Here is a 24,941-nt window from a genome sequence, read left to right on the forward strand (position 1 = left end):
TATCATGAGTCTGGATATTGACCAGATCGCACTGCACCAGTTGGTAAAACGCGACGAACAAACGCTGGATGTGGTGCTGCGCGATTCCCTTCTTCCCGCCAATGCGGCAGTGGAAGAGATGATGGCGGAGCTGCACCGCGTTTACAGCGCCAAAAGCAAGGCTTACGGCCTGTTCAATGAAGAGAGCGAGTTGGCGCAGGCGTTGCGGACCTGCCGCAAGGGCGACGAAGATTTCCTGGCATTCAGCCGTGCCGCCACCGGACGTCTGCGCGACGAGCTGGCAAAATATCCGTTTGCCGAGAGCGGCGTGGTACTGTTCGGCCAATACCGTTACCTGGCGGTGGAGTATTTGCTGATCGCGGTGCTCAACAGCTGCAACAGTATGCGCGTCAACGAAGAGCTGGACATCAGCACCACCCATTATCTGGACATCAACCACGCGGATATCGTTGCGCGCGTTGATTTGACCGAATGGGAAACCAACCCGGAATCCACCCGTTATCTGACCTTCCTCAAAGGGCGGGTTGGCCGCAAGGTGTCCGATTTCTTTATGGACTTCCTGGCGGCGGCCGAGGGCCTGGACACCAAGGCGCAAAACCGTGGGCTGTTGCAGGCGGTAGACGATTACTGTGCCGATGCGCAACTGGACAAAAACGAACGGCAGAGCGTGCGTCAGCAGGTGTACAGCTATTGCAACGAGCAGTTGCAGGCAGGGGAAGAGATTGAACTGCAAGCGCTGTCGGCGGAAATCGCCCCGCTGGGCGAAAAAGACTTTTTGCAATTTTCCAGCGAGCAGGGTTACGAACTGGAAGACAGTTTCCCGGCGGATCGCGGCACCTTGCGCCAACTGACCAAGTTTGCCGGCAGCGGCGGCGGCATCAGTCTCAACTTTGACGCGATGTTGCTGGGCGAGCGCATTTTCTGGGACGCGGCCACCGACACCTTGACCATCCGGGGCACGCCACCCAATCTGCGCGACCAGCTACAGCGTCGGTTGAACGGTGGCAAATAGTGCCAGCGGATCGCAGACAATAAAAAACGCCGCATTTGCGGCGTTTTTTACTTCGGCGTCCCGAAATACTAAAGCTCGATAACGTTGTGCGATTAAGCGCGAACGAAGTCGATGTGGGTCAGTTTTGGCTTGAAAGCGTGACGCTGTACAGCCTGAACTTTAACTTTAGTTTCTTTGCCGTCGACAACCAGAACGATAGCTTCAGCGTAGAACTCTGGTTTAGCTTCCATGTTCTTGACAGAATCATGGTCTAATTCGATAGCGATTGCAGCGTCTTTGCCACCGTAGATGATAGCGGGGAACTTGTTAGCTGCACGCAGGCGGCGGCTCGCACCCTTACCCTGCTCTTTACGTACTTCTGCATTGATAGTGAACATTGTTTTTTCTCTCGAAAGAAAATTTACCCTGCTACAGGCGACCCAGTAACAGGTTCGATAAAGCAGTTTTACTCGCGTTTACGCCGGGCGGACCCAGGTAAAGCGGGCGGCATTTTAACGGAAAGCCACCGCCAGGGCAATGAAAACCTGCCGGTCAGGCGGGGGGATGGCGGTCAATACAGTTGGTTGGCTCGCCGGAAACGCCCCTGATAATCAAATACCTTTTCGCGAATTTGCCAGAACTGGCCGCGTTTGCGCGCCACGACGAAATCAGGATGGCGCAGCAACGCCTGCTGCCTGAGAATATCGGCGGCATGCTGCCAACTGAAGGGCACCCCCGGCGCACGCTGGTGTGGGCGTAGAAACAGCATTTCAAACGCCTTGCGCTGTGCCGGCGTCTGCAGGCGGAAACGTTCGCTGGTGCTGGTGCCGTCTTCGTCGTAATAGGTGGCCTTCAGCCATTCGCCCTTATCATCGCGGCCGCTGTCCAGCGTCATGCCGCCGCAGCGCAGCACCAGCGCATCTTTCAGCTTCAGCGCCGCCTTCAGCATATCGTCAGGATCGACCAGTACTTCCTGACATTGGTGGCAGCGGCGGGCGGCAATGTCGTTTTCTGCCCCGCAGTGCGGGCAGCTTTTGAAACGGAAGCGATAATCGCACTGTTCGCGCTGGCCGTCATCATCCTCCATCCAGCCCTGGCAGCGGCGGCCATAATGCTCGATGATATCGCCGTTGTCGGTGCATTTGCCCCAGAATAAGTTGGCGAAACCGCAGGCCGGGCAGAAGACCTGTACCGGCTGACTGTCGCCGTGCGGTTTGCGCACGCCGACTTCCGGTGTAAACAGGTCATGCGGATTGCCGGCGTAATCGAGGATCAGGCAATCGTGCTTGTCCGGCGCCAGCCGCAGACCGCGCCCGACGATTTGCTGATACAGGCTGACCGATTCGGTCGGACGCAGAATGGCGATCAGATCGACATGCGGCGCGTCAAAGCCGGTGGTCAGTACCGCGACGTTGACCAGATAGCGCAACTGCTGGCGCTTGAAGGCCTCGATCAGCGCATCGCGCTCGGCCGGCGGCGTTTCCGCGCTGACCAGCGCCGCCTCACCCTGCGGCAATAAACCGTGGATCTCGCGCGCATGCTCGACGGTGGAGGCAAAAATCATCACCCCCTTGCGGCTGTCGGCATATTCGACAATCTGACTGATGATGTGCGGTGTGATGCGGTTTTGCTGCTTCAATTCCCGGTTCAACGCGGCCTCGCTGAACAAACCTTGATCGTTGGCCTGCAAGCGGCTGAAATCGTATTGCACGATGGGCATATCGAGCCGCTCCGGCGGCACCAGATAGCCGTTTTTGATCATGTAGCGCAGCGGCAGTTCATAAATACAGTCGCGAAACAGCGCGTTGGCGTCGCCGCGCGTGAAGCCGTGGTAGTGAAACTGATAAATCCAGCCCTTGCCGAGTCGATAGGGGGTGGCGGTCAGACCCAGCAGCCGCAGCTGCGGGTTGCTGCGCTGCAAATGCTGGATGATTTGCTGGTACTGGCTGTCGTCATCGTCGCTGATGCGGTGGCACTCGTCGATAATCAACAGTGAAAATGCGCCGTCGAACAGTGGCAGATTGCGCGCCACGGACTGTACGCTGCCGAACACCACCTTACCGGCGCTCTGCTTTTGTTGCAGACCGGCGGCGAAAATATCGGCCTCCAGGCCATACGCGCAGTATTTGGCGTGGTTTTGCGCTACCAGCTCCTTGACGTGCGCCAGTACCAGCACCCGCCCGCGCGCGCGCTTCGCCAGTTCGGCGATCACCAGGCTCTTGCCGGCACCGGTCGGCAGGACGATCAGCGCCGGTTCGGGGTGTTGACGAAAATGGGTGATAGTGGCTTCGACCGCCTCCAACTGATAGGGGCGTAGGGTGAATGCCATGAAATAACGCCTCTGGCCGTAAAAATATTCCGCGTATAGTACCGTTTGTGCGCATTGGTTGCGACCAACAGCAAAATTGCCCTGTCATGGCACCGTTTCCACCGCTATAATCATCGGACAGCAATCGCTGTTTCCCCACGCGATTTTACTGATTCACCCTCTCCGAGCCGGCCATTGCACCTGATGCAACGGTGGTTCGTCATATTTTAGCGATACGATCAAAGCGATCATAACAACGACAGGCAAAGCAGACCCCATGCGACTGGACAAGTTTTTATCTCAGCAGTTAGGTATCAGCCGCGCGCTGGTAGCGCGTGAACTCCGAGCAAAGCGCGTCACCGTTGACGGTGAAGTGGTAAGAAGCGGGGCGCTGAAGCTGACGCCGGAAACGGAAGTGGCGTTTGACGGCAATGTGCTGGAACAGCTGAACGGGCCGCGCTACTTCATGCTCAATAAACCGCAGGGATATGTCTGCTCCACTGACGATCCCGATCATCCCACCGTGCTGTATTTTCTTGAAGAGCCGGTGGCCTACAAGCTGCATGCCGCCGGACGACTGGATATCGATACCACCGGCCTGGTGCTGATGACCGACGACGGCCAGTGGTCGCACCGTATCACCTCGCCGAAGCATCACTGCGAGAAAACCTATCTGGTGACCCTGGAGCAGCCGTTGGCGGCAGACACCGCGTCGCATTTTGCCGCAGGGGTGCAACTGCATAATGAAAAAGATCTGACCCGGCCGGCGCAACTGGAACAGCTTGACGAACATCGGGTGCGCCTGACCATCAGCGAAGGGCGTTATCACCAGGTGAAGCGCATGTTTGCAGCGGTCGGCAACCGTGTGGTTGACCTGCATCGCGAACGCATTGGCGCCATCAGGCTGGACGACGATTTGGCGCCGGGCGAATACCGCCCGCTGACCGAGGAAGAGATCGCCAGCGTCGGCGCTCCGCATTTACAAGATTAATTAACCGCTGCGGCTGATAAAGGAGTCGTTGAACGTGCAACAGAACCGGACCTCTCATCTGGGTTTAATCTTTATATTGGGCTTGCTGTCGATGCTGATGCCGTTGGCGATAGACATGTACTTGCCCAGTATGCCGGTAATCGCCAGGGAATTCGGCGTTGAACCAGGGCGGGTGCAAATGACGCTTAGCGCCTATATGTTCGGTTTCGCCATCGGTCAGCTGTTCTATGGGCCGATGTCGGACAGCATCGGCCGCAAGCCGGTGATCCTGTGGGGCACGTTGATCTTTGCCCTGGCCGGCTGTGCGTGCGCGATGGCCGACTCGGTGGAACAGCTGGTCAACCTGCGTTTTCTGCACGGTCTGGCGGCTGCGGCGGCCAGCGTGGTGATTAATGCCCTGATGCGCGACATGTTCACCAAGGACGAATTCTCGCGCATGATGTCGTTCGTCATTCTGGTGATGACCATCGCGCCGTTGCTGGCGCCGATGATCGGCGGTGCGCTGCTGTTGTGGTTCAGCTGGCACGCGATCTTCTGGAGCATGGGAGCGGCGGCGCTGATCGGCTCGCTGCTGGTGGCGCTGTACATCAAGGAAACCCTGCCCAAAGAGCGGCGGCAAAAATTCCATTTGCGTACCACGTTGGGCAACTTTGGCTCGCTGTTTCGCCATAAACGGGTGCTGAGCTATATGCTGGCCAGCGCCTTCTCGTTTGCCGGCATGTTCTCGTTCCTCAGCGCCGGGCCGTTTGTCTACATCGAGCTGAACCACGTCTCACCGCAGCATTTTGGTTACTACTTTGCGCTGAACATCGTATTCCTGTTCCTGACCACGTTGGTCAACAGCCGCAACGTGCGCCGTTTTGGTGCCATCAACATGTTCCGACTGGGGCTGATGGTGCAGTTGGCGATGGGCATCTGGTTGCTGGTGGTCAGCGCGGCCGATCTGGGCTTCTGGTCGCTGGTGCTGGGCGTGGCGGTCTATCTTGGCTGCATTGCGATGATCTCTTCCAACGCCATGGCGGTGATCCTCGATGACTTCCCGCATATGGCCGGCACCGCATCCTCGCTGGCCGGTACGCTGCGGTTCAGCATCGGCGCCATCGTCGGGGCACTGCTGTCGCTGGTGCCGGGCAAAACGGCATGGCCGATGGTGATCTCGATGGCGCTGTGCAGCATTATCGCCGTATTGTTCTATTTGTATGCCAGCCGTCCTCGCCATAACCGGGTCAAACCGGTCGCAGTATAGTCACTTGGCCGGGGCGAACCGCATCGCCCCGCACTTTCCCCTGTAATTTCAGCCGTTGCCGAGAGTTGCAATCTTTCTTTTGTTGCTAAATATAAGTCAGCTAATTAAACGCTGATTAAATGCGCTGCGGCTTTTTTGCTAAAAAAAGCGCTGCCAGCGCGGGGTGACGATCGGTGTTAAACCTGTGTCGTGGCTGGCGCTGCGGCGGGGGAATAGAGGTGTCAGCATTATTAATCAGGGGGTTAAGCACATGTTTATGACGGCAGCCCAGATGGTAATGTTTAAACAATGTAAAATTATGGCGATGGAAAAGTAATCGTTATGCAAGAAAAAAGGGTTGAGATTGTAAGCGGAAAGGGTTACATATAACGCAAAAATGCGAGCTGAGTCGCAAAATGCCGTGGAACACGCGCATGCAGTCAGTAAAAAAATGCGAAATCAGCGAGTACAGGGTGTCGTTAACTGTTTGTGACAAATTTTACGTTTTGATAACGTACATTCACGGCAGAGTCAGTATCTAACGGCTATAACTTAGTTACCCTGTATGTAAAAAAAATGTTTCATCTTTTCAAACTAGGGATTTCATGTGGATAGTATCCAACTTTCGGTAGTGCATCGCTTACCGCAAAGTTATCGTTGGCTAACGGGGTTTACCGGCGTCAAGGTTGAACCGATTCCGCTAAGCGGCTTAGACGAAGATAACAACCTGATCGGCCTGAAGCTGCTGAGCCATGACGGCAATGAAGCCTGGCGCGTAATGCAACAGCTCAAAACCTCTCTGCAAGAGATCCAGGTTGACTGCGCGGTGGTGGAATGGGAAGGGCAGCCTTGCCTGTTTGTTCATCGCTGTGACGAAAGCGCAACCATGTGCCGGTTAAAAAACGTCGGTGCGGCGATCGCCGAGCCAATGAGCGCACAATATCCCTTCTAGCTACCGCGTTAATCCGCCAACTGCAATAACTGTTGCGTATAGTCTGCGGCAGGCGCAGTAAAGATCGCCTGGCAGTCGCCCTGTTCCACTACTTCGCCCTGACGCAGTACGATCAGCTGATGACACAGCGAGCGCACCACCTGCAAATCATGGCTGATAAACAGATAGGCCAATCGGTGGCGCTGCTGCAACGTTTTCAGCAGCGTCAGGATCTGGGCCTGCACCGACTTGTCCAGCGAAGAGGTCGGTTCGTCGAGGATCAGCAGCCGAGGCTGTAAAATCAGCGCGCGGGCAATGGCGATGCGTTGGCGTTGCCCACCGGAAAACTCGCTCGGATAACGATGGCGTAGCGCCGGATCCAGCCCGACCTCCTGCAATGCGGCAATCACCCGTTGTTCACGCTGTTGCGCGCCGAGTTGCTGATGGACTTCCAATCCTTCGGCGACGATCTGCTGCACATTGAGCCGCGGATTGAGCGCCGAATAAGGATCCTGGAACACAATCTGCATCTGGCTGCGATAGGGTAGCAGCTGTTTCATATTGAGCTGATGCAGCGGTTGGCCATTAAACCAGATGGCGCCGCGCGAGGTCAGCAGACGCAGCAACGCCAGCCCGGTGGTGCTTTTACCCGATCCCGATTCGCCGACCAGGCCGACGCTTTCCCCTGATTTCAGGCTGAAACTCAGATCCTTCAAGGCGTAATGCTGACCGACCGTACGCCGCAACAGGCCGCGACGAATCGGGAAGCTGACCTGTAAGTTTTCTACCCGCAACAGCGGGGCGGCATCGGCCGGCAGCGGCAGCGGATCGCCGACCTCCTCGGCGGCCAACAGCTGCTGCGTATAGGCATGTTGCGGCGCATAGAACAACCGTTGACGGCTGTTCTGTTCCACGCATTGCCCCTGCCGCATCACCGCCACGTTATCTGCCAGGCGACGCACGATGTTCAGGTTATGGGTAATAAACAGCAGGCTCATGCCCAATTCCTGCTTCAGCTCTTTCAGCAGCAGCAGGATCTGCGCCTGGATGGTGACATCCAGCGCGGTGGTTGGTTCATCGGCGATCAGCAGTTTGGGTTGGGTCAATACCGCCATGGCAATCATTACCCGCTGCCGTTCGCCGCCGGAAAGCTGGTGCGGATAATCTTTCAACCGACCTTTGGCGTTGCGGATGCCGACCCGATCGAGACATTGAACGATCTCTGCTCGCGTCGCGTCGCGCCGCATGCCACGGTGCAGCATCAGCACTTCTGCCAGTTGTTTTTCGATGGTGTGCAACGGGTTGAGTGATACCATCGGCTCCTGAAAAATCATTGAAATCTGATTGCCGCGCACCTGGCGCAGCTCGGCTTCGCTGGCGTGCAGCAATGAACGCCCGTTGAAATGGATGTCGCCGCCCTGATACACCACCGGCGGTGTGGGCAGCAGGCGCAGCACCGACAGCGCGGTCACGCTTTTGCCCGAGCCGGACTCACCGACCAGCGCCAGCGTTTCGCCGTGTTCGATCTGTAATGAAACGCCGTTGACTACCTGGTTTAGCGCCTCGCCGTGGCGGAAAGCGACGCTAAGATCCTGAATCGAGAGCAGGGGAGTGCTAGCCATATCAATATGCCTTGCCGGGATCGAAGGCGTCGCGTACCGCTTCGCCGATGAAGATTAACAGAGACAGCAGCAGCGCCAGCACCAGAAACGCGGTAATGCCGAGCCAGGGCGCTTGCAGGTTGTTTTTGCCTTGCAACAGCAGTTCGCCGAGCGAGGGCGAGCCGATGGGCAGGCCAAACCCGAGGAAATCCAGCGAGGTCAGCGTGGTGATGGAGCCGCACAAAATGAACGGTAAGAAGGTCAGCGTTGCCACCATGGCGTTGGGCAGCATATGGCGATGCATGATAGTACGATCGGGCACGCCCATCGCCCGCGCCGCACGAATGTAATCATGGTTACGGGCGCGCAGGAACTCGGCGCGCACCACCCCCACCAGGCTCATCCAGCCAAACAGAATGGTAATCGCCAGCAGCCACCAAAAGTTCGGCTGCACGATGCTCGACAGCAGAATAATCAAAAACAGCGTCGGCATGCCAGACCACACTTCGATAAAACGCTGTCCCCACAGATCGAGACGGCCGCCGTAATAGCCCTGTATCGCGCCGACGCAAATGCCGATGACGCTCGACACCAGCGTCAGCGCCAGCCCGAACAGCATGGAAATGCGAAAACCGTACAGCACGCGCGCCAGCACGTCACTGCCATTGCTGTCGGTGCCCAGCAGGTTATGGCGCGACGGCGCAGACGGGAAGGGCACGTCGGTAGCAAAATTGATGGTAGCGTAGCTGAAGCGGATCGGCGCCCACAGCGCCCAGCCGTGCTGCTCTATCTGGCGGAGAACGAACGGATCCTGATAATCGGTGGTGGTTTGCAACTCGCCGCCGAAGGTGGTTTCGCTGTAATCAACCATCACCGGCAGCAGCCAGCGACCGTCGTAGCGCACCAGCAGCGGCTTGTCGTTAGCGATCAGGTTCGCCGCCAGGCTGAGTACAAACAGCAGCAGAAAAATCCACAGCGACCAATAGCCGCGACGGTTGTTGCGAAAGCGCGCCCAGCGCGCCTGATTGATCGGGCTTAGGCGACTCATTGGCGGGCCTCAAAATCAATGCGCGGATCGACCAGCGTGTAGGTAATATCGCTCAGAATATTCAGCAGCAGGCCAATCAGGGTGAAAATGTACAGCGTACCGAACATCACCGGGTAGTCACGCTGCAGGGTGGCATCGTAGCCCAGCAGGCCGAGGCCGTTGAGGGAAAACATCACTTCTATCAGCAGAGAGCCGGTGAAGAACATGCTGATAAAAGTAGCCGGGAAGCCGGCGATCACCAACAGCATTGCATTGCGAAACACGTGACGATAGAGGATTTTCTGTTCGTCCAGTCCTTTGGCGCGCGCGGTGACCACATACTGTTTGCGCACCTCGTCGAGAAAGGCGTTCTTGGTCAGCATGGTCAGGGTGGCAAAGCCGCCGATCACCGTCGCCAGTACCGGCAGCGTAATATGCCACAGATAATCGGTGATTTTCCCGTACCAGGGTAGGGTGTCGAAATTGCTGGAAACCAGCCCGCGCAGCGGGAACCAGTCCAGATAGCTGCCGCCGGCGAACACCACGATCAGAATAATGGCGAACAGAAACGCCGGTATGGCGTAGCCGATGATGATCAGGCTGCTGCTCCAGGTGTCGAACGCGCTGCCGTTACGCACCGCCTTGCGAATGCCAAGCGGGATCGACACCAGGTAAATGATCAACGTGCTCCACAGTCCGAGCGTGATCGAGACCGGCATGCTTTGGCCGATCAGCTGCATTACCGACGCGCCGCGAAACAGGCTGTCGCCGAAATCCAGACGGGCATAGTTCCAGAGCATGGTGAAGTAGCGCTCATGCAACGGCTTGTCGAAGCCGTAGCGCTGGGTGATTTCGGCGATCACTTCAGGATCCAGCCCGCGCGATCCACGGTACTGGCTTTCCGGGCGCGCATGGCCAAGACCGTCACTGACGCCGCCGCCACCAAAGCCGCTGGTATGGCCGAGTTCGATGGCGGCAATCGCCTGATCTACCGGTCCTCCGGGGGCTATTTGCACGATAAAGAAGTTGATGGTGATGATGGCCCACAGGGTCGGGATCACCAAAAGCAGTCTGCGAATCAGATAAGCGCCCACCGGTTGCCCCCTATTGCTGCTGAGCCGGCAAACGCGCGGCTTTATTGACGTCGAACCACCAATTGTCGAAGCCGATGTCATAGGCAGGGCGGATGGCCGGCAGCGAGAACTTGTCCCAGAAGGCGTAGCGATCGTGGTTGGAGTACCACATCGGCAGCATGTAGTGATTCCAGGTCAACACCCGATCGAGCGCCCTGCCGAGCGGCAGCAGGGCTTGCTCATTGCCCTGATTTTTGGCGATCTGTGCAAGCAGCGCATCTACCGCCGGATCGCTGACGCCCGGCGTGTTATAGCTTGAATCGATATAGGCGGAACCCCAGTATATCTGGAGGTCGGCGCTCGGGAACGGCATCGCCGGATAGACGGTCGACACCATATCGAAGTCACGGTTACGGACGCGGCGGGTGTACTGGCTGGCGTCGATTTCGCGGATCTCCATGGTGATGCCGAGCCGTTGCAGGTTGTGCTGGAACGGCAACACGTACTGGAAGTTGCTGCCGCTCAGCAGCAACAGCTCAAACACCAACGGTTGGCCGGTTTTGCCGTTGACCAGACGCTGGTCTTTCACTTGCCAGCCGGCATCCTTCAGCAACTGTGTGGCTTTCAGCAGATTTTGACGATCGTTACCGCTGCCGTCGGAGGTGGGGGGTTGATAAATGGTGGTAAACACCTCCGGCGGCACTTGGCCTTTCAGCGGGGCCAGCTGCGCGAGCTCGGCGGCATCCGGATAACCTTTGGCGGCGTAGGGGGTGTTCTGGAAATAACTGTTGGTGCGTTGATAGGCGTTGTAATACAGCGCTTTGTTCATCCAGTCGAAGTCGAACGCCAGTGAAATGGCTTCACGCACCCGGCGATCGGCAAACTGCGGCCGTTTAATATTGAACGCCAGCCAGCGGGCGTTTTGCGCCGCTTCGTTGGTTTCATCATGCTTGATGATGTAATTGCGGGCAAAGTTGCCCCCCTGGTACTGGGTGGCCCAGCTTTTTGGCGAACCTTCGGCGCGGAAGTCGTAGGCGCCGGCCTTGAAGGCTTCCAATGCCACCTTGTCATCCAGGTAATAATCGTAACGCAGGCTATCAAAATTAAAGCGTCCGCGGTTGACCGGCAGATCTGCCGCCCAGTAATCGCGAACCCGCTGATAGGTGATGTATTGGCCGAGGCGGTAGCTGCCGATCTTATACGGGCCGCTGCCGAGCGGCGGTGTGCCAAGCGGTTGGTTCAGCGGGTGGTTTTTCCAAAAGCTTTCGGGCATTACCGGCAGGCTGAGCAGGCTGAGCATCTGTTCGCGATCCGGCTTGGGCAGTTCAATGCGCACCGTCAGACGCGAAATGGCCTTGACCGTCACCCCTTTGTAGTAGGAGCGGAATTGCGGCACCCCTTCGGTCATGAATTTGCCAAAGGTGAAGGCTACGTCGTTGGCGGTGATCGGGCTGCCGTCATGGAAGCGGGCGCGGGCGTTGATGTCCAGCTCCATCCAGCGCATGTCCTGCGGATAGCGTGCCGATTCGGCAACCAGCGGGTAATAACTGGCCGGTTCGTCATGCGATTGGGTGAACAGGGAATCGTACAGTTCGCCGGTGCGCTGGCCGGGGACGCCGCGGCTGGCGTAGCGGTTGAAGTTGTCGTAGGTGCCGATAGCCGCCAGCCGGACATTACCCCCTTTGGGCGCCGCCGGATTGACGTAGTCATAATGGCTGAAGTTGGCAGAGTATTTCGGCTCGCCGAGCAGAGCGAAAGCGTATCCTTCGTTGATGGCTTCGGCCTGTGAAGCAAAACTCAGTGCCGAAAGCACCAGAGCAGCAAAAACGCGCATGGACATTTTTACGGTAAGCTCCTGCTGTGTAATCAATTAAACAGCGCACAGCATATCATTGCCAGCTGCGGCATGGGGTAAAGAAGTTTAAATATCGGCCATGGCATCGGTCTGGTGTGGATACACCGCGTTAACGCCGCAAAACTCGACAAATGCCTCTGCGCTCAACGGCTTGCTGAAGTAATAACCTTGCATGAAGTTGACGCCATGCTGGTATAAATAGTGCCGTTGTTCCGCGGTTTCAACGCCTTCCGCCACGGTTTGCATCTTGAGTTTTTTTGCCAGCGTCAATACCGCATCCAGCACCGGGGCGGTGACCGTGTCCTGACCGATGGTGCTGACGAAGCCACGGTCGATCTTCAGATAGTCCATGCTAAAGCGCTCCAGGTAAATCAGCGCGCTGTGTCCGGTGCCAAAATCATCGATCGCCACCTCGATGCCTTGCCGGTGCAGCCAGTCAAATTCCGCCAGCGCGCTCTGTTCTTCCAGCATGCCGCGTTCGGTAATTTCAAACACCAGGGTGAAATGATCGGCCGGCAATTGCGCCAGCAGTGCACGTACATCCTGGTGGAACGACGGGGCGCTGAGATGGTGGGGAGAGAGGTTGAGTCCCAGTTTGGCTCCGCGCGGCAGCACCGTCGCCAATCGGGGCGCATCTGTGGCTATCAGCGTAAACAGGTGACGAGTCAGCGGCACAATCAGATCTTCGCTCTCCGCGTAGGGAATGAATAAATCCGGCGGAATGCGTCCTTCGATCGGATGCTGCCAGCGAATCAATGCCTCCAGCCCGGAAACCGCGTTGCTGGCGCTATGTAATACCGGCTGGTATTCGACAAAAAATTCGTTGTGCCTGATAGCGCGCATCATCGCGCGTTCAGGGCTCTGGCGCAGCATCAGCATGTAATAGCACAGCACGCCGATCAGCAGTGACAATACCAGGCTGCCCAGTACCGTCAGGCGTATATCGTTAGGGGTCAACTTTTCGTTATAAAACTGAATGGCCAATGGATAACCGGGAATCGACAGCCGGTAGGAACGGCCGTTCGGCAGTTGATCCAGCGAGAGCAGGTCGGGACCAAAGGTGGTCAGGGCGCGGTTGCCCATGATGATGGCAATGCCGGGCGCTTCTTCATCATGCGAAGTAAACAGCAGATACGGCAGCAAATCGATATCCAGCGTTGCCAGCACGCCAGTGTTCTCCGCGCCGGGCTGGCGCAGCCATACGGCGACCGCCGGTTTGTCGGGCACCATCGGCGTGCCTTGCTGCAATTTGAGGTCGAGTGGCTGATGCCAGTTAAGATCCGGGTAAATGTCCCTCATCGCCAGCATCATGTCGCCAGTGGCGGATGAACAGTAGGCATAGCCGTTCTTGATCAGCAGGAAAGTGCGCACGCCGCTGGTGAACGCGGCCTGATAGGTAATGTCGGCCTGCATGGTCAGACAGGGTTTGTCGGTCAGCGAGGTCAGCTCGCGCATGGTGTCGGTCAGGTGGTTAAGGTAGTTGACGGTAAACTTCTGCGTCCGCTGCTCCACCAGGCGCTGATATTGTGCGCGCTGATGATCGATTAAAAATAGCGTCACCGAGATAAACAGCAGAAAAAAGACCAGGGCGGCAACGGTACTTTTAATCAGGCTGCGCCGACGGTGTGAAACGTGGCGCGCGAATGCTCTTTTTAAGCCCATAAACCTGCCCCCTGAGCATGGCATAACAGTCTGTTTTTATTATAGCGGCAGCTTTTACTATATCTCATTAACCGCGATCTGGTCATTTTTGCCGGCAGGCGTTAGTCGCACTTCAAATAACGCATCACCACCTCCACCGTCATTTGGCGGTAATAGGCCAGCTTTTCTTCTGCCGAGCGATTGCCTTCAAACAACGTGTCGAAGGTGTACTGGTTCGCGGCGTAGTGAAAGCAGAGCGAACTGATCACCCGGTGCAGGTCACGGGCATTCACCTGCGAGTCGAACAGCATCTGCCGTTTGCCGCGCAGCAGTATTTCCTCCAGCGTGTGTAAGGCGCTGGTATTGAGCAGTTTCAGTTTTTCCGACTGGCGGGCATATTGCCCGCGTTGCATATTCTCCATGCTGACCAGGCGGATGAACGCCGGGTGCGCGGCGTGATAGGTGAAACTGGCTTCAACCAACCGCTGCATTGCCGCTTTTGGTTCCACCGTCGCCAGATTAAGCGCAATTTCATCCTGACGAATATGGGCATAGGCATATTCCAGGACGGCAATATACAAAGATTGTTTATTTTTAAAGTGATAGACCACCATGCGCTTGGTGGTTTCGGCTTGCTCGGCAATCCGTTCCAGCCGCGCGCCTTTCAGGCCGGCCTCGGAAAACTCGGTCAGGGCGCTTTCGAAGATACGCTGTTTCAGGCCTTCAGGATCGTTTTTACGTGTGCCTTTCGGGGATGTTTCGCGGGTAGCGCTCAAAGTCGGCTCCATTACCTGGCGGATTCAGTAAACTGAAATCTTGTCACAATTTAAAAGCAGACGGTAGAAAGTGCAAATTTAACCGGCATATAGCAGAAAAAAACGCCGCCCACGAGGGGCGGCGCTAGTTCGTTCGTTTGGGATTCTGGACTTCGGACGGGTTGCGACTCAGCTGCTGGTGAGCACTCGCCGCGCTTCGCGATAACGTTTATTCCAATAGTTATCGGTCAGCTTCGATATCATCACGCCGCTGCTGGTAGAGGCATGAACGAATTGATCGTTACCCAGGTAGATGCCGACATGACGTCCGGTTGAACCGGCGCGGAACAGCACCAGATCGCCAGGGCGCAATTTGGTTCGCTGGATCTTCTTGCCGACGTCTTCCTGACCGTAGGTCGAGCGCGGCAGATCCATACCAAACTGTTCGCGGAACGTTCGCTGTACAAACGCCGAGCAATCGATGCCACGCTTGGTTTCACCGCCTAAGCGGTAACGAACGCCTTTCCAGTCAGCATACTGGTCCATAATTTTTGACTTGATGTCAACATTACGCACCATCGCTTCGAATTCATCCTGAGACGCTTGCAGTAAAAGACCGTTTTTGTCATTAACTGCATGCGTCTCAGTTTGTGCGTTATCCAAGTTCGATGTGTGAGTCGTACTACATGCGGAGAGCAGAATCGCTGCCGCAACGGCAGGTACCAACCGCAAAACATATCTCAGAAAAGGTTGAGATGTGACCATTGTTATTGTTTTCCCTTGAAGTCCTTAACGACGGATGTCGCTATCAGAAAATGCCAAACGAAACGAGACTAGTCTGCTGCTGTTTCACCGACAATCAGTTACCGCTGAAAATGTGCTGGAACGCACAGTTTTCCTTGGTTTCTTACTGAAAGGCAGTAAACCAGATATAAACGTTGTTGAGATTACCGGAACGAATAGGGGATTGCGAGACTTTTTTCGGCGCTTTTTTATATAAAATAGCGATGTAACATAATGTAAATATTCATATAAAAAAGCAAAGCTGATTCTGTCGGCAATTTGTTGCAAATCAGGCGGTGAAAGGGGATGGCGGGCGATAGATGCGGATAGCCTAGCGCGGATGGAATCCGCCTGACGGCGGCGCGGCCTTCAGGCGGTCATAACGGTCTCTTATGGCTACTGCGGGCGATTTTTCCCAGGGAGTCGGCGATTCAAACCGTTAATCAAGGCATCGCAGGCCGGCGTCATCAGCCACCAACTGGCACCAACCAGCACCACCGACAGGGAGCCGACGGCAATATCGGTAAACCAGTGCGCGCCAATCATCACGCGCGGCAATGAAAATACCACGGTAATCAGCACGGCGCAGGCAAATGCCCAAACGTTAAAGTAACGCAGCATAAAACAGGCAAAAATCATCAGCATCATGCCGTGATCGCCAGGGAAACTGTCCCACGAAGCATCTTTGGTGGGGATACCGGTCAATTCGCTAACGCGATTGACGTGTTCAAAGCTGACCGACGGGCTGGGGTGTTTTACCGGCAACAGGTGACCCAACTGGTTGAGCACCACTGCGGTCAGCAACATCACGATGCCGGTGACCAGCAGACGACGGCGCCCGGCGGCGTCTTGTTTGAGGAAAAAATAGAGATACAGCAGGCCCATGGCGATCAGCGAAATGCCGTCAAATGCGCGGTTATTGGTGATGGCCACCAGATGCAAAAACGCCGGGTCGGTCGCCAGATGGCGATTGAAGAAGAAGAAAATTGCCGAGTCCAGCGCAAACCACTGGCCGTGATTCGCCGGCAAGTACCAGGATAAAAAAAGCGCGATGCCCAGTATATTGAGCAACAGGATGATCGGTAAATTGCGGCGCGTCATGAAATAACCTGTATCTATAGTCTAAAAACGGGAACAACGGTAAAACCATTAACTTAAACGAATCTTAAACAGATCGGATTGCAGCGCATTCCAATCGGCATCGGCGCTGTGGATCAGTTCAATACGGCTGTCGAGCGGGGCGCCCGGGCGGGTTTCGATGCTGAAATCCTGTCCTTGACGGTTTACCAGCAGCGTGCCTTCATTAATGCGTACCACCGCTTTGGCGCGGTCAACCGGCGCCAGCCGCACCCATTCCATCATGCCGATGGTGTCGAATTCGGTGTCGCCGTCAAAAATCCATCCGCAGGCGGTATAACCCTGTCCCTGATTCAGCGCACGGCGCCAGCGGCTGTTTTCCGGCAGGCGCAAGGCCGCCAGACCCTGGCTTTTGCCGTGCGTATGATGATGCTGCGCATCCGGCAATGCTGTGCTATTTGTGCGAGGGCGGTCGAGCAGCTCCACCGCCAATCGGCCGTGCTCGATGCTCAAGAGCGGGCGCTCGCCGGCAAACTGCGTTTGCCAGGCTTGTAATGCCTCAACGTCCTGCGGCTGCCAGGTATCGCTTTTATTGGCGATGATAATGTCGGCTGCCGCCAGTTGATCGCGAAAATTCTCGTTTTCCCTGTAGCGGGCGTCGCTGAGTTGACGCGGATCCAGCAGGCACAGCGTGGCGCGTAAATCAATCCAACCGCCATAGGTTTCCTGTGTCAGCAACGACAGGATCTGCTTCGGATGCCCGAGGCCGGTGGGCTCAATCAATAAACGATCGGGTTTGGACTGCTGCAACAGCATGTTTAACCCGACCTGCATCGGCAATCCATTCACGCAGCACATGCACCCGCCCGGGATCTCTTTCAAAACGGCGCCGCTGTCGGCCAGCAAGGCGCCATCGATACCGATTTCGCCAAATTCATTTACCAGCACCGCCCAGCGTTCATTTTCTGGTTTATTTGCCAACAGGTGGCGGATGGTCGTGGTTTTGCCGCTGCCGAGGAAACCGGTGATCAGGTTGGTTTTTGTCATGGATATCATCCTGATGTTAATGGATTTAACATATTAATCATTAAGGCTAATTGTACGTTTTATCAGCACCAGGCCGGCCGGCGTGTTCCGCGTCACAAATATGGCAGATAAAGATGCCGCTTTCTGGCGTCGAAATCCCTCTTACGTTACAAGAAAATTCCTATTAAAAACCATGTATTAGGAGGGGGCTCTATTTGTTATTAGCTTGTTTTCATGTAGTTAATTACCCAATTACTCAACAAATATACTGCCTTACCTTGCGATTATTCTTAGGAAGATCCTCTATGTTTAAATTGGCTTAATTAAAAGTGAGGTTGCCATGAATACCCGTCGGTTTATCACGATCGTAGGACTTGCAGTTTCATGGATAGCAGGCAGTCATGCCGAAACCAACGGCGGAGTGATTTATTTCTCCGGCGCCATTGTGGAGAGCCCTTGCACGCTTTCCGTCACTGAGACAACTGCCAATACGCAATGTTATCGCAACGGACGCCACTATCAAAGCCGACAGCACACCCTGTCACACTTCGATACCACCCGCAAAAACCTTCCACTGAATTTAGGTTCGACAGAAATGGGCTGGGTGAACCAACAACAAAAACTGGCCGTCATGACGGTGGTCTACCGCTAATCCCCTACGCCGTGCCGGGTCGATTGGCCCGGCACGGCAGCTCGGACATGCTTACGCCTGGTTAACCCAGTCCTGTACCGTCTGACGGGCACCCCGATCGCGTAGTGACAGGTAGGCTTGGGTCACCGAGTCAACAAACCGTTGATCCTTTGGCAACTGCTCGCCAAACACATTGCTCAGCGCCAACAGCGCCTGAACCCGACTTTCATCATCCGGCGTGCTGCTAACCACCTGTTGCAGGCTGTTGAGCAGCGGATCGCGGATATCAATGGCATTGCCAGCATCGTCAACGCCGCCGACATAGCGCATCCAGCCAGCGACCCCCAGCGCCAGACCGGCGAAGCTGCCGCCGTGCTGCAAATGCCAACGTACCGAATCCAGCATGCGTTGCGGCAGTTTTTGCGTACCGTCCATGGCAATTTGCCAGGTGCGATGCTGCAAGGCCGGGTTGCTGTAGCGGGCGATCAATCGATCGGCGTAGGCGGCCAGATCGATACCGCTTACGCTCAAGGTCGGCGCCTGCTCTGCCAGCATCAGACGGTGGGCGGCCTGTCGGTAGTGATCATCCGTCATGCAGTCGTTGATGTATTGATAGCCGCCGAGATAACCGAGGTAAGCCAGGAACGAGTGGCTGCCGTTCAGCATACGCAGCTTCATCTGCTCGAACGGCAGTACGTCGTCCACCAACTGCGCACCGGCCACTTGCCAATCCGGGCGTCCGGCGACAAAGTTGTCTTCCACTACCCACTGGATGAACGGTTCGCAGGCGATGGCGCATTCATCACGCACTCCACCGAGCGCAGCGGCGATTTCATCCAGCGTTTCAGGCGTGGCGGCCGGTACGATACGGTCAACCATGGTGCTGGGGAAGGTGACGTGGGCGGCGATCCAGTCGGCCAATGCGGCGTCGCGCGCCTGCGCCAGACCAATGACCGCATTGCGTACCACGTGGCCGTTTTCCGGAATATTGTCGCATGACAGCACGGTAAATGCCGGTAGCCCACGTTGTCGGCGCAGATGCAGCGCTTCAACCAGAATGCCCGGCACGCTGCTCGGCTGTGCCGGGTTGGCCAGATCGTCACGGATGGCCTGATGCTGCAAATCCAGTCGACCGCTGCCGGGTTCGATGCAGTAGCCTTTTTCGGTAATGGTCATTGACACAATTGCCACCTGCGGTTCCGCCAGCTTCGCCAGCACCGCGTCGATGCCTTCCAGCTTGCGGTGCACGCTTTCATGCACTGCGCCGATAATGATGGCCTGATTACCGTCGGCGCCTTTTTCCAGCACCGTATAGCAATGCGCCTGCTGGCGCAGTGCTTCAAACAGCTTGTCGCCGCCGTATTGGCTGATCTCGCATAGCCCCCAATCGCCACCCTGGCGTTCAAGCACGCGATCGGTCAACAGCGCCTGATGAGCGCGATGAAATGCGCCAAAGCCAATATGCACAATGCGGCTGCGCAACGCGCTGCGATCGTAAGTGGGCTGCCGTACGTTGGCGGGAAGCGGCTGGTTGGCGATAGTCTTCATGCAAAGCTCCATAGCAAGGTAAAGGATTCGGGGTTGCCGGCAAAAGTTATCAGACCAGTTGGTCGAGCGGTATACGCTGAATTTCACGCTAGCCAGCATCGATCTGTCCACTTAGCGCTGCTGATTGTTGTCTCCAAAATAGATTGGAAGCGTGAGGTGGATCAACCAAATAACGATTCTGTTTTGACAGCCTGCTGCGAAGGAGTAAGGTTAAAGCTGAATGATATCTATCGCAAGTTGGTATAACAGCATTGTCTGAAATGTGCGATCTGCCTCACCACTGCGCAGTCAATAACCCAAACAAGGATAACGGTATGGAACAAACGTGGCGTTGGTACGGGCCGAATGACCCGGTTTCTCTTGATGATGTCCGCCAGGCCGGGGCTACCGGGGTCGTCACCGCTCTGCATCATATTGCCAACGGCCAGGTTTGGCCGGTCGAAGAGATCAGGGCGCGCCAGGCGCAGCTGGCTGAAAAAGGGCTGGTGTGGTCGGTGGTGGAAAGCATCCCGGTGCACGAAGAGATCAAGACCCACAGCGGTGACTATCAACGGCATATCAGCAACTATCAGCAGTCGCTGCGTAATCTGGCGGCGTGTGGCATTGACACCGTATGCTACAACTTTATGCCGATCCTCGACTGGACGCGTACCGATCTGGAATACACCCTGCCGGATGGATCAAAAGCGCTCCGCTTCGATCAGATCGCGTTCGCGGCGTTCGATCTGCATATTTTGCAGCGCGCCGGGGCAGACAAAGATTACAGCGAACAGGAACAGGCGCAGGCGGCGGCCTATTTCAAGGCGATGAGCGAGGCGGAAATCGCCAGGCTGACCGGCAATATCATCGCCGGCCTGCCGGGTGCGGAAGAGGGCTATACCCTCGATCAATTCCGTGCGCGACTGGCAGAGTATGACGCCATCGACAAGGCGCAACTGCGTGAAAACATGGCCTACTTCCTGCGTGCCATCGTACCGGTGGCGGAAGAGTCCGGCATACGACTGGCGGTACACCCGGACGATCCGCCGCGGCCAATCCTCGGCCTGCCGCGCATCGTTTCCACCATTGAAGACATGCAATGGCTGAAAAGCACCGTCGACAGCATCCACAACGGATTTACCATGTGTACCGGCTCGTATGGCGTCCGCGCCGATAACGATCTGGTGAAAATGATCGAAACTTTCGGCGATCGTATCCATTTCACCCACTTGCGTGCCACCTGTCGTGAAGAAAACCCGAAAACCTTCCACGAGGGCGCCCACCTGCACGGCGATGTCGATATGGTGGCGGTGATTGAGGCGATCCTCAGCGAAGAGCAGCGCCGTCTGCGAGCCGGAGATCGCCGGCCGATCCCGATGCGTCCGGATCACGGTCACCAGATGCTGGATGACTTGAAGAAGAAAACCAACCCGGGCTATTCGGCGATTGGGCGGTTGAAGGGATTGGCGGAAATTCGCGGCGTCGAACTGGCGCTCAAGCGGCGCTTCTTCCCGGATCTGTTGCCATAAGCGGCAACAAGGTCCAATGGATTTCACGCTGCGGCCAGGCGCCAGGCGCACGAATCCCCAGCCGTCTGCATCAATCAGTGACTGGGGTGAGCGTTTGCCGCCAACCACGCGGCAGCGTGAAAGACGATGGGCTAGTCTGCGCGGCTCATGTAGCGGCGTTCGGCGATATGAATCCGGATCTTGTCACCGGTGCTGAGGTATTCCGGTACGTGGATCACCAGGCCGGTTGCCATGGTTGCCGGCTTGTTGCGTGCGCTGGCTGAAGCCCCCTTGATGCCTGGCGCGGTTTCCACAATTTCCATATCCACGGTTTGCGGCAGTTCCAGCGCCAGTACCTGGCCGTCCAGCGTCAGTACCTGCATGCCTGGCAGACCCGCTTCTGGAATAAACAGCAGTTCTTCTTCGATCTGCTCTTTCTTGAAAATGTATGGGGTGTAGTCCTCTTCGTCCATAAAGACGTATTCTTCGCCATCGATGTACGAGAAGGTGACTTTGCGACGTGACAGCGAGATGGTATCGAGAATATCGTCGCCTTTAAAACGCTCTTCAACTTTCAAACCGGTGCGTACGTCCGAAAAGCGCATTTTGTATAGCGTACTGGCGCCACGGGCGCTTGGGCTCTGCACGTCGATGTCTTTCACCAGCAGCAGTTTGCCGTTGTAGCTGATCGCCATGCCGCGTTTGATTTCGTTAGCTCTTGCCATAAAAATAACCTGTCAGTAAGGATCCGGGGGAAGTTGCGACAAATTACTCGCGCCGGATGATTCAGGCAAGCGCAACGGGTGAAAACATGGCGCAAATCAGCTTTCGGGGCAGCAGGTGGGGGCAGAGCGCATGGCTCCGCCCCTCTGATAGGCAGGGTTAGCTAAACACCGGCAGCAGACCGAACAGCGCCAGCAGGTGTGCGACGGCGTTGATCAGGCCAAACAGGATGATGAACAGCACCATTCCCTGACCGCCGGGAGCCTGGTAACGGGCATTGGCAAAGCGGCGACGGCTGGCGCGCGCCATTAATGCCGGCACGATAACCGCCCAGATGGTGGCCGCCAGACCGGCAAAACCGATGGCGTACAGAAAACCGTTCGGCAACAGCAACGCGGCCAGGGTAGGCGGCGCGAAGGTAACCAGTGCGGTTTTGCTGCGGCCGGTGGCGTCATCGCTGAATTTGAAAAAATCGGCGATATAGTCGAACAGTCCAAGCGACACGCCAAGAAACGAGCTGGCCAGGGCCATATAAGAGAAGCCGTTGAGCAGTTGGCTGACGGTCTGGCTGCTGGAGACGTTACCCATCTGTTTGAGCAGGCTGCCGATATTGCCGCCTTCGGCGATCACCTGTTTAAAAGCGTCACGCGCAATGTTGCCCTGAATCACATACTGCCACAGGATGTAAATCGCCAGCGCCAGCAGCGTGCCGTACACCAGGCTGCGTACCACCGCGCCGCTGTCCTTTTGGTAGTATTTCACCAATCCCGGCACGTTGCCGTGGTAGCCGAACGAGGTCAGCAGATAGGGCAGCGCGGCCAGCGCATAAGGCAGATAATGCGCATCGCTGTCGCGTTGGTTGAACAGTATCGCCGGTTGCACATGGCTGAACATATCGCCGACCGACATCACGAAGGTAATGACCATACCGCCGATCAAAATGGTGCTCAGGCGATCCACCGCGCGGGTCGACAACCAGACGATAAACGCCACCACTGCGGCAAACAGCAGGCCGGCGCTGGTCTGACCGATGCTACCGAGCGTATGGGCGATGATCGAGCCGCCGGCAGAAATATAGGCATAGGTGAGAATATACAGTACGAAGGCGATGGAAATGCCGTTGATGGCGTTCCAGCCTTTGCCAAGCAAGTCTTTGACTACGGTATGGAAACTGGCGCCCGCCGGATAATGCAGCGTGGCTTCCAGGATCATCAGGCCGGAGATCAACATGCAGGCCCAGGTATACACCAGCAACGCGATCGAGCCGTTAAACCACACGCCAGAAGTGACAATGGGGATCGAAAACATGCCGGCACCGACGGCGGTACCGGCAATGATCATCGCGCCACCGATAACCGATGGGCGAGAAAGCTTCTGGATGGTGTCCGTGGACATGCGGGCTCCTGAATGACCGATGCGGTCGTGAGTTCTTTTGTACTAGCTTAATGGTACGCGCTGGGCTGGTGCATGTAAAGCGCTTATTATGCGTAAACGGTGCGTCAAACGAGCTGGCGGTGCCGTTTTTTAGCGAGGCAGGGGGAGGGGGCGTGGCAAACGCTGATGGCCGACGGACTGGTGGCTGGCATAGTGGTACGATTATGCTGGCGGTGTCGGTACGCGACTGCTATTGTCGCGCTTCAATTCCGCCAGCCCACCAGGAGACTCGCTGATGGACTGCCGTCCCGACTGCGGCGCATGCTGCATCGCGCCTTCAATATCCAGCCCTATCCCCGGCATGCCGAACGGCAAACCGGCCAATACTCGCTGCATTCATCTTGATGAACAGCTGCGCTGCGGCCTGTTCCATTCACCGTTGCGGCCAAAGGTCTGCGGCAGCCTGCAGGCCAGCCGCGAAATGTGCCATGACCGCCGCGAAGAGGCGCTGATCTATCTGGCCAGGCTGGAAGCGGACACCGCGCCGTAAGCCGTCAGGCGTCCTGTAATTTCCACAGGCACAGCGCTGCAGCAATCACCATGGCCACCGCCGAATAAAACACGGCGTGGTAATTCCAGATTTCCGCCACCGAACCGGCGATTGAACCGGCGATGATCCAGCCTACGCGGGTGGTATTGGTGAACAGCGTGGTGGCCGCGCCGGCCTGACCGGGCATCAGATCCTGAAAATACAGCATGCCAATCCCCGCCAGCACGCCGATAAATACCGCGTTGAGCAATTGCAGCGCGATCAGTTGCCAACTGCCGCTAATAAACAGCAGTGCGACATAGAACAGCAACCCGCCGATCACCGCACCGCGCATCAGGGCGCGTTTGCCAACGCGTTTTGCCACCATGCCGGCCAGCAGCATGATGGGGATTTCCAGGCCGGCGGCGGTGCCCATCAGGATACCGGCCAGCTTCTCTGATAGCTGCAATTCATGCACTACATACAGCGGCATATTGATCAGGTACATGCCGTTGGCGGTCCACATGCAGGTACAGGCAATAAACAGCAGCAGCGTATCGCGACGGTTCTGGCGCGGCGCCTCCAGCAGCGTACCGGGCGTCGGCGTGCTTTTGCGCATTGACGGCAGCAGCTTCCAAACCAACGCGCCGCAGACGATAAACGCAGCGGCGGCGGCCAGATACATGACTTTAAAACCAAAACCCAACGCCAGCGCAAAGGCAACCGGCGGGCCAATCACCCACGCCAGCGAAACCTGCGCACGCAGAATCGAGCTGAACATCACCGCTTCCCGACCGGTGCGCTCGGCATGTTCGCGCGCCAGGGCAAACATTTGCGGATTGGCGGTAGAGCCAAAGCTGCTCAAAACGACCCCGACCAGCAACAGCACAAAATAGTTACGGTTCCAGGCGAACAGCACGCAGCCCAGAGCGCCAAGCATACAGCAGAGGAAAATCAGCGATTTGCGGTCGCCCTTTTGATCCGAACGGCGCGCCAGATACTGGCTGACCAAAATGCCTATCACCGCACTGCCGGTGAAGAACAGCCCGATCATGGTTGGCCGCACCTTGACTTCGGTCGACAAAAACAGGCTCAGCGTCGGCGTTTGCAGCGCCCCGGCAATCCCGGTAAGAAAAGCCACGACAAGAAAAGCCAACGAGGTGAGGTCGGGCAAGCGCCGCGTTAGCGCAGGAGTAGTTTGCATAAGTGCTTAATAAATGGCTGGAAGGAAAGTCGCGCGTATAATACGCCTGTTTAAAAAAAACAAAAACCAGTTTCATTGTCGCCAGGAGCAAAACGCACGCTGACATAAAAAAACAGGGCGATGCTTGCCATCGCCCTGCCATTGATGTTGCCTGAGCCTAT

At 56.6% G+C, this 24,941-nt stretch carries 22 protein-coding genes; 7 read left to right on the forward strand and 15 right to left on the reverse strand.

The window, feature by feature from the left end; all coding sequences use genetic code 11:
* Positions 1-4 precede the first annotated feature (4 nt).
* Positions 5-1,012 (forward strand): nucleoid-associated protein YejK, encoded by a 1,008-nt coding sequence (gene yejK / locus AC2AXP_RS15095; RefSeq protein ID WP_198773446.1) that lies wholly within the window; start codon positions 5-7, stop codon positions 1,010-1,012.
* A 92-nt stretch (positions 1,013-1,104) separates the two neighbouring features.
* Here yejK and rplY read toward each other — a convergent pair whose 3' ends face one another.
* Together rplY and radD are read right to left on the reverse strand one after the other, a co-directional pair.
* A complete protein-coding gene (gene rplY / locus AC2AXP_RS15100; RefSeq protein ID WP_004960703.1) occupies positions 1,105-1,389 on the reverse strand; it encodes a 50S ribosomal protein L25 in 285 nt (94 codons plus the stop codon).
* Between the two features lie 173 nt (positions 1,390-1,562).
* Positions 1,563-3,320 (reverse strand): DNA repair helicase RadD, encoded by a 1,758-nt coding sequence (radD, locus tag AC2AXP_RS15105; RefSeq protein ID WP_004960704.1) that lies wholly within the window; start codon positions 3,318-3,320, stop codon positions 1,563-1,565.
* Positions 3,321-3,576: 256 nt separating this feature from the next.
* Here radD and rsuA point away from each other — a divergent pair, with 256 nt between their 5' ends.
* The 3 genes from rsuA (at position 3,577) to AC2AXP_RS15120 (ending at position 6,467) form a co-directional block, all read left to right on the forward strand.
* Positions 3,577-4,290: a 16S rRNA pseudouridine(516) synthase RsuA gene (gene rsuA, locus AC2AXP_RS15110; RefSeq protein WP_004960707.1), complete on the forward strand. Its 714-nt coding sequence runs from the start codon at positions 3,577-3,579 to the stop codon at positions 4,288-4,290.
* Positions 4,291-4,324: 34 nt separating this feature from the next.
* Positions 4,325-5,536: a Bcr/CflA family multidrug efflux MFS transporter gene (locus AC2AXP_RS15115; RefSeq protein WP_039991894.1), complete on the forward strand. Its 1,212-nt coding sequence runs from the start codon at positions 4,325-4,327 to the stop codon at positions 5,534-5,536.
* 586 nt (positions 5,537-6,122) lie between these two features.
* The gene (locus AC2AXP_RS15120; protein WP_004960716.1) at positions 6,123-6,467 is read left to right on the forward strand and encodes a YejG family protein; all 345 of its coding nucleotides are present in this window, start codon (positions 6,123-6,125) and stop codon (positions 6,465-6,467) included.
* An 8-nt stretch (positions 6,468-6,475) separates the two neighbouring features.
* Here the strand turns inward: AC2AXP_RS15120 and yejF are convergent, their stop codons facing one another.
* From yejF to AC2AXP_RS15165, 9 genes are all read right to left on the reverse strand, one after another.
* Entirely contained in the window at positions 6,476-8,068 is a 1,593-nt protein-coding gene (gene yejF / locus AC2AXP_RS15125) for a microcin C ABC transporter ATP-binding protein YejF (protein ID WP_198773444.1), read from the reverse strand.
* A gap of 1 nt (position 8,069) precedes the next feature.
* Positions 8,070-9,095, reverse strand: a complete 1,026-nt coding sequence (locus tag AC2AXP_RS15130; protein WP_004960721.1) for an ABC transporter permease — start codon at positions 9,093-9,095, stop codon at positions 8,070-8,072.
* Complete coding sequence (locus AC2AXP_RS15135) at positions 9,092-10,168, reverse strand: microcin C ABC transporter permease YejB (RefSeq protein ID WP_004960725.1); 1,077 nt, start codon at positions 10,166-10,168, stop codon at positions 9,092-9,094. The genes AC2AXP_RS15130 and AC2AXP_RS15135 overlap by 4 nt, the downstream gene beginning before the upstream one ends.
* A 10-nt stretch (positions 10,169-10,178) precedes the next feature.
* Positions 10,179-11,987, reverse strand: coding sequence for an extracellular solute-binding protein (locus tag AC2AXP_RS15140; RefSeq protein WP_484381785.1), 1,809 nt, complete (start codon positions 11,985-11,987; stop codon positions 10,179-10,181).
* Positions 11,988-12,068: 81 nt separating this feature from the next.
* Positions 12,069-13,664: a cyclic di-GMP phosphodiesterase gene (locus tag AC2AXP_RS15145; RefSeq protein ID WP_004960732.1), complete on the reverse strand. Its 1,596-nt coding sequence runs from the start codon at positions 13,662-13,664 to the stop codon at positions 12,069-12,071.
* Between the two features lie 101 nt (positions 13,665-13,765).
* The gene (locus AC2AXP_RS15150; RefSeq protein ID WP_004960736.1) at positions 13,766-14,431 is read right to left on the reverse strand and encodes a TetR/AcrR family transcriptional regulator; all 666 of its coding nucleotides are present in this window, start codon (positions 14,429-14,431) and stop codon (positions 13,766-13,768) included.
* Positions 14,432-14,587: 156 nt separating this feature from the next.
* Entirely contained in the window at positions 14,588-15,163 is a 576-nt protein-coding gene (gene mepS / locus AC2AXP_RS15155; RefSeq protein WP_004960739.1) for a bifunctional murein DD-endopeptidase/murein LD-carboxypeptidase, read from the reverse strand.
* 414 nt (positions 15,164-15,577) lie between these two features.
* The gene (locus AC2AXP_RS15160; RefSeq protein WP_004960745.1) at positions 15,578-16,282 is read right to left on the reverse strand and encodes a phosphatase PAP2 family protein; all 705 of its coding nucleotides are present in this window, start codon (positions 16,280-16,282) and stop codon (positions 15,578-15,580) included.
* Between the two features lie 48 nt (positions 16,283-16,330).
* Positions 16,331-17,305, reverse strand: coding sequence for a CobW family GTP-binding protein (locus AC2AXP_RS15165; protein ID WP_039991896.1), 975 nt, complete (start codon positions 17,303-17,305; stop codon positions 16,331-16,333).
* 319 nt (positions 17,306-17,624) lie between these two features.
* On the opposite strand from AC2AXP_RS15165, the gene AC2AXP_RS15170 reads away from it, so the two are divergent.
* Positions 17,625-17,936 carry a type 1 fimbrial protein gene (locus tag AC2AXP_RS15170; RefSeq protein ID WP_004960753.1) on the forward strand — a complete coding sequence of 104 codons (312 nt, stop codon included), beginning with the start codon at positions 17,625-17,627 and terminating at the stop codon, positions 17,934-17,936.
* Between the two features lie 51 nt (positions 17,937-17,987).
* Here the strand turns inward: AC2AXP_RS15170 and AC2AXP_RS15175 are convergent, their stop codons facing one another.
* A complete protein-coding gene (locus AC2AXP_RS15175) occupies positions 17,988-19,463 on the reverse strand; it encodes a mannitol dehydrogenase family protein (protein WP_039991897.1) in 1,476 nt (491 codons plus the stop codon).
* Between the two features lie 314 nt (positions 19,464-19,777).
* Here AC2AXP_RS15175 and uxuA point away from each other — a divergent pair, with 314 nt between their 5' ends.
* Positions 19,778-20,971 carry a mannonate dehydratase gene (gene uxuA, locus AC2AXP_RS15180; protein WP_004960759.1) on the forward strand — a complete coding sequence of 398 codons (1,194 nt, stop codon included), beginning with the start codon at positions 19,778-19,780 and terminating at the stop codon, positions 20,969-20,971.
* Positions 20,972-21,102: 131 nt separating this feature from the next.
* Here the strand turns inward: uxuA and yeiP are convergent, their stop codons facing one another.
* Both yeiP and mtr read right to left on the reverse strand, forming a co-directional pair.
* Positions 21,103-21,675: an elongation factor P-like protein YeiP gene (gene yeiP, locus AC2AXP_RS15185; RefSeq protein WP_004960762.1), complete on the reverse strand. Its 573-nt coding sequence runs from the start codon at positions 21,673-21,675 to the stop codon at positions 21,103-21,105.
* Between the two features lie 157 nt (positions 21,676-21,832).
* On the reverse strand, positions 21,833-23,068 hold the full coding sequence (gene mtr / locus AC2AXP_RS15190; RefSeq protein WP_004960765.1) for a tryptophan permease: 1,236 nt from the start codon (positions 23,066-23,068) through the stop codon (positions 21,833-21,835).
* Between the two features lie 274 nt (positions 23,069-23,342).
* On the opposite strand from mtr, the gene AC2AXP_RS15195 reads away from it, so the two are divergent.
* Positions 23,343-23,597, forward strand: coding sequence for a YkgJ family cysteine cluster protein (locus tag AC2AXP_RS15195; protein ID WP_039991899.1), 255 nt, complete (start codon positions 23,343-23,345; stop codon positions 23,595-23,597).
* Between the two features lie 4 nt (positions 23,598-23,601).
* Here AC2AXP_RS15195 and AC2AXP_RS15200 read toward each other — a convergent pair whose 3' ends face one another.
* Positions 23,602-24,780, reverse strand: coding sequence for a sugar efflux transporter (locus AC2AXP_RS15200; protein ID WP_198773440.1), 1,179 nt, complete (start codon positions 24,778-24,780; stop codon positions 23,602-23,604).
* Positions 24,781-24,941: the final 161 nt, after the last annotated feature.

It is taken from the genome of Serratia sp. Sp408, assembly GCF_057180665.1.

What these genes read in the sequence shown, in the direction of transcription:
- AC2AXP_RS15170 (WP_004960753.1), top strand. Translation starts at nt 17,625, where the DNA reads ATGAATACCCGTCGGTTTATCACGATCGTAGGACTTGCAGTTTCATGG.
- mepS (WP_004960739.1), bottom strand. Translation starts at nt 15,163, where the DNA reads ATGGTCACATCTCAACCTTTTCTGAGATATGTTTTGCGGTTGGTACCT.
- rplY (WP_004960703.1), bottom strand. Translation starts at nt 1,389, where the DNA reads ATGTTCACTATCAATGCAGAAGTACGTAAAGAGCAGGGTAAGGGTGCG.
- AC2AXP_RS15140 (WP_484381785.1), bottom strand. Translation starts at nt 11,987, where the DNA reads ATGTCCATGCGCGTTTTTGCTGCTCTGGTGCTTTCGGCACTGAGTTTT.
- mtr (WP_004960765.1), bottom strand. Translation starts at nt 23,068, where the DNA reads ATGTCCACGGACACCATCCAGAAGCTTTCTCGCCCATCGGTTATCGGT.
- AC2AXP_RS15145 (WP_004960732.1), bottom strand. Translation starts at nt 13,664, where the DNA reads ATGGGCTTAAAAAGAGCATTCGCGCGCCACGTTTCACACCGTCGGCGC.
- AC2AXP_RS15160 (WP_004960745.1), bottom strand. Translation starts at nt 16,282, where the DNA reads ATGACGCGCCGCAATTTACCGATCATCCTGTTGCTCAATATACTGGGC.
- yeiP (WP_004960762.1), bottom strand. Translation starts at nt 21,675, where the DNA reads ATGGCAAGAGCTAACGAAATCAAACGCGGCATGGCGATCAGCTACAAC.
- radD (WP_004960704.1), bottom strand. Translation starts at nt 3,320, where the DNA reads ATGGCATTCACCCTACGCCCCTATCAGTTGGAGGCGGTCGAAGCCACT.
- AC2AXP_RS15130 (WP_004960721.1), bottom strand. Translation starts at nt 9,095, where the DNA reads ATGAGTCGCCTAAGCCCGATCAATCAGGCGCGCTGGGCGCGCTTTCGC.
- uxuA (WP_004960759.1), top strand. Translation starts at nt 19,778, where the DNA reads ATGGAACAAACGTGGCGTTGGTACGGGCCGAATGACCCGGTTTCTCTT.
- AC2AXP_RS15195 (WP_039991899.1), top strand. Translation starts at nt 23,343, where the DNA reads ATGGACTGCCGTCCCGACTGCGGCGCATGCTGCATCGCGCCTTCAATA.
- AC2AXP_RS15150 (WP_004960736.1), bottom strand. Translation starts at nt 14,431, where the DNA reads ATGGAGCCGACTTTGAGCGCTACCCGCGAAACATCCCCGAAAGGCACA.
- AC2AXP_RS15165 (WP_039991896.1), bottom strand. Translation starts at nt 17,305, where the DNA reads ATGACAAAAACCAACCTGATCACCGGTTTCCTCGGCAGCGGCAAAACC.
- AC2AXP_RS15175 (WP_039991897.1), bottom strand. Translation starts at nt 19,463, where the DNA reads ATGAAGACTATCGCCAACCAGCCGCTTCCCGCCAACGTACGGCAGCCC.
- yejF (WP_198773444.1), bottom strand. Translation starts at nt 8,068, where the DNA reads ATGGCTAGCACTCCCCTGCTCTCGATTCAGGATCTTAGCGTCGCTTTC.
- yejK (WP_198773446.1), top strand. Translation starts at nt 5, where the DNA reads ATGAGTCTGGATATTGACCAGATCGCACTGCACCAGTTGGTAAAACGC.
- AC2AXP_RS15200 (WP_198773440.1), bottom strand. Translation starts at nt 24,780, where the DNA reads ATGCAAACTACTCCTGCGCTAACGCGGCGCTTGCCCGACCTCACCTCG.
- rsuA (WP_004960707.1), top strand. Translation starts at nt 3,577, where the DNA reads ATGCGACTGGACAAGTTTTTATCTCAGCAGTTAGGTATCAGCCGCGCG.